The sequence below is a fragment of the Pontiella sp. genome, assembly GCF_041622395.1.
Lineage (GTDB): Bacteria > Verrucomicrobiota > Kiritimatiellia > Kiritimatiellales > Pontiellaceae > Pontiella.
In genome coordinates, this window is the sequence record NZ_JBFJYW010000338.1 from 1 (window position 1) to 3,749 (window position 3,749).

The 3,749-nt window shown below is 60.9% G+C and carries 1 protein-coding gene; it reads left to right on the forward strand.

Translation table 11 applies throughout. The features are described from left to right. Positions 1 to 56 precede the first annotated feature (56 nt). Positions 57 to 3,536 (forward strand): autotransporter domain-containing protein, encoded by a 3,480-nt coding sequence (locus tag ABYO54_RS15090; RefSeq protein WP_372809065.1) that lies wholly within the window; start codon positions 57 to 59, stop codon positions 3,534 to 3,536. The last annotated feature ends 213 nt before the right edge of the window (positions 3,537 to 3,749 follow it).

Genomic DNA, 3,749 nt, shown 5'->3' on the forward strand with positions numbered 1-3,749 from the left:
ATAACCAAGCGTGTACCACCACACCATTGCACAGGAACAAGCAGGAACCAAAAAAGATGAAAAAGTCAGTTATTTTTATAGTCGCGGCCGTCGTGGCGAATGCCGGGGCCCAGGAGATTTCGATCTCTAAGCCGGGGTCCGCATCCGTAAATCTGAAGGCGAACACCTATTACCGCATGAACCGGGATAATACCCAGTCGTACAGTCAGGACATCCGTTCCAAATATTACGGGGTGTGGTTGAGGGATAGCACCTGGAATGAAAACTCGACGACCGCCGACGGCGAAGCCTCGTTCCAGCGCGGCGAACTCAACGAAGACGTCAGCATCTGGATCAATAACGAAATTTCCGGGCGGCTCTACGAAGTGACCACCCAGTGGGCCTACACCAACCTCTACACCACGTATGTCTATGGAGAGGACGACCCGGCAGAGAGCAGCGTGACCGGTTATTCCTGCGACCGCAGCGCCAGCGGGCAGCGCACCGCCGACAACGCCGTGACGATCTACACCTCGCAAGTGAACGCCCCCCGGTATGTCGGGTCGTGGTATTTCGACGAGGGGAACTATTATGGCGGGGAGGGCTATAGCGGGATCGTGGCCCGGCAAGGCAACGCGTTCACCTGCTACGGCGCGTCGTTCGTGGCGGGCGACCAGACCACGTCCTCCTCGGCCGCCTCCGGCGCCTATTTGGCCGAAATGTCGGGCGATGTCTACATCGACAACGAGACCGATTGGGATTACGACCGGTTCCAGGGGGGCACGTTTACGACCGTCTACACCAAAACCGGCGGTGGAACCTACTACAGCTCGGTCTCCTACAACGGCGGCGACGGCTTGTTCGTCGGCGATAACGACACGGACGACGGCGAAACCCAAACGATGGGCATCACCATTCTCGGCGGCGACTTCTACGGCAGCCAGAACGAATCCGGCTCGATCCGCGGCATCGACTATACCGAATTCGATACCTACAGTGCCACCGCCACCGCGCGGGGCGGACGCGGCGCCTATCTGGGCGATGCCTCGGAAGGGGTGATCATCGAGAGCGGCAACTTTATCGGCGGGGATGCCGGCTGGGCGACGGTCGCGGGCGACTACAGTTCGGCCTACACCGTCGGGGGCGAGGGCGCGGTGCTGGTGAGCAACGGGACGGTCTCCATCAACAACGCCGTCTTCACGGCGGGCAAGAGCTATTCGGCGACCGTCGAGGAAGTCGGGCAGTGGGACGCCGAAACCCAGGAGGAGCTCACCGCCACGGCCTACGCCGGTTCGGCCAATGCGTCCGGTGCGTCCGGACTCTTGCTCTACAACAACGGCACGACCACGATCTCGAACATCACCACCACCGGGTCCGCCGGTTCGGTGGCCTCGGCCCAGGGCGAGTCCAGCACCGCCACCGCCAATGGCGGCAGCGGTCTGCTCGCCTACAATACCGCCGTGGTGATCAACGGCGGAACCTTCACGGGGGCCAATGGCGGGACCGCCAAGGTCTACGAAGACAGTGCCTCCGCCAGCGCCTGCGGCGGCGCGGGCGTCTGGCAGATCAACAGCTCGCTCACCATCAACGGCGGCACCTTCAGCGGCGGCGATGGCGGTACGGTTAATGGCGATGACGAAATCGGAAATCTGGGGGTCGTGGCCCAGAATGCCAACCTCACCATCACCGAAAACAGCGGCGAAACGCTGATCAACGGCAACGTCTTGATCAACAACTCCTCCACTTCCGCCAAAACCGTATCGATCCAGGCCGGAACCATCGACGGCGACATCTATTCCATCGGCAGCGGCACCATCAATATGTCGATCTCCTCCGCGGCGGACTATTCCGGGTCGTTCATCCAGAGCGACGGCATCGTGAACGTCAACCTGACGGATTCCGACCAAAGCCGCTTCTTCACCGATGTCTACATCACCTCGGGCACCAACAATTTCAAGGGCGCCACCGTGGTTACGGAAGAGGATTCGGTCTTCGAACTGGCGGACGCCAACTGTCTGCTGACCTTCGCCCTGGGCGCGACGCTCTCGGAGGGAACGGTGATGGACGCGGGATACGGCACCATTAAATCCTCCGCCGATTTCGAGATGGGGGCCGACACCGATCTCTACTTGCAATATGCGACCGTCTACAACGACAACGGCGTCGCCTCGCTCGAAGGCGGCGTCTTGAATGTCGCGTCGGGCAACCTCGTTTTGTCGGACACCTCCGCCTGCATCCACGGCGAAGGGATCTCGGCGACGCCCTACGGTTCCGTCCAGCTGACCTTGGGTGGCGTGCAGGCCGCTTCGAGCAACCTCGCGCAGTATGTCGAAACCGACTTCGGCTGGCTCACCAAATTGAGCGATATCTCCGTCGACGGCGGCTTGGTCGCCGAATACGGCTACGATTCCGTCGCGGACGAGCTGACGGATTTGGGTTCCATGGTTACCAACATCGACGCCGCGATCGTGGGGCTGACCAATACCTTGTTCTATTCCGTCAATTCGCTGGGCGCCGATTCCGGCGCCAAGGCCATTCGCTATTCCATTGCGCAAATGCCCGACGCCGTTGAATCGGCCTATGAAATCAACATGATGAACACCGAGCAGGTTGCGGCGCGCAATACGGAGTTCCGCTCCATGAACGGTTTCGCTTCGTCCCAGCCCGTGCAGGCGGGGCCCACCGGCGCGGCCGGGCCCGACGCTACGCCGGACGAAAGCACCGTCAAAGGCTGGGTGCGTGCGTATGCCTCCATGGGCGACCACGACGCTTCCGGGGCCTTTGCCGCCTACGACGTGGGCACCTACGGCACCGTGATCGGGGTCGATAAGAGCTTCGGCAACCTGCTGCTGGGCTTGGCGGGCGGCTATGCGCGCAGCGACCTCGATTCCGATGCCTACGATGCCGACGTGGACACCTGGCATGGAACGGCCTATGCCACCTATGGGTGGGAATCCGTCTACGTCGACCTCGCCGGCACCTATGGCCACTCCGACATCGACGAAAGCAGTTCCATATCCGGCAGCTTGGTGGATTCCTCTTCCGGGTTCGGGGCGGACATCGTGAGCGGCTACATCGCCGCCGGCAAGCGGTTCGATCTCAAGGAAACGCTTTCCCTGGTTCCGCAGGCCTCCTTCCTCGGCACCTACTACAGCCAGGACGAGTTTGTTCGCGAAGGCCCCATCTATGGCGACTCGGGATCGGCCACCTACAAAGCCTACGATTCATGGTCCGGCCTCCTTTCCCTGGGCGCCAGCCTCTCCACCATGCATCAGATCGACTGGCTCAACCAGGGCGTCGCCTTCATCCCCGAGGTGCGCGCCTTCTGGCTGCATGAATTCAACGCCGAGCAGGACGACATGGATGTCTTCCTCTACGGCAACCTCGAATCGTTCGGCGTCCGCGCCCGCGAAGAAGACCTCCTCCGCATCGGCCTCGGCTTCGATATCTGGAGCTGGAAGCACCAAAACTCCAAGTTCGAGATCGACTACGACGGAATTCTCGCCCCCGATTACCGCGAGCACGTCTTCAGCGGAAAAATCACCTACAGCTTCTAGAACACGGGAAACCTTAAACTTTCGGATGATTTTCAACCACCCGCTTCGCTAGAGGTCACAGAGACACGGAGGGGATATATATGCGCCTCTGTGCCCTCTGGCGTGAAAATACGAAGTTCTAGGTGATGCGCTGCACTAGCTTCAAGAACCAGAATCCACGCTCGCCGAAAGGTGCGGGCGTGGATTCCGCTGTTCGCATCGGCGTGCCGATGC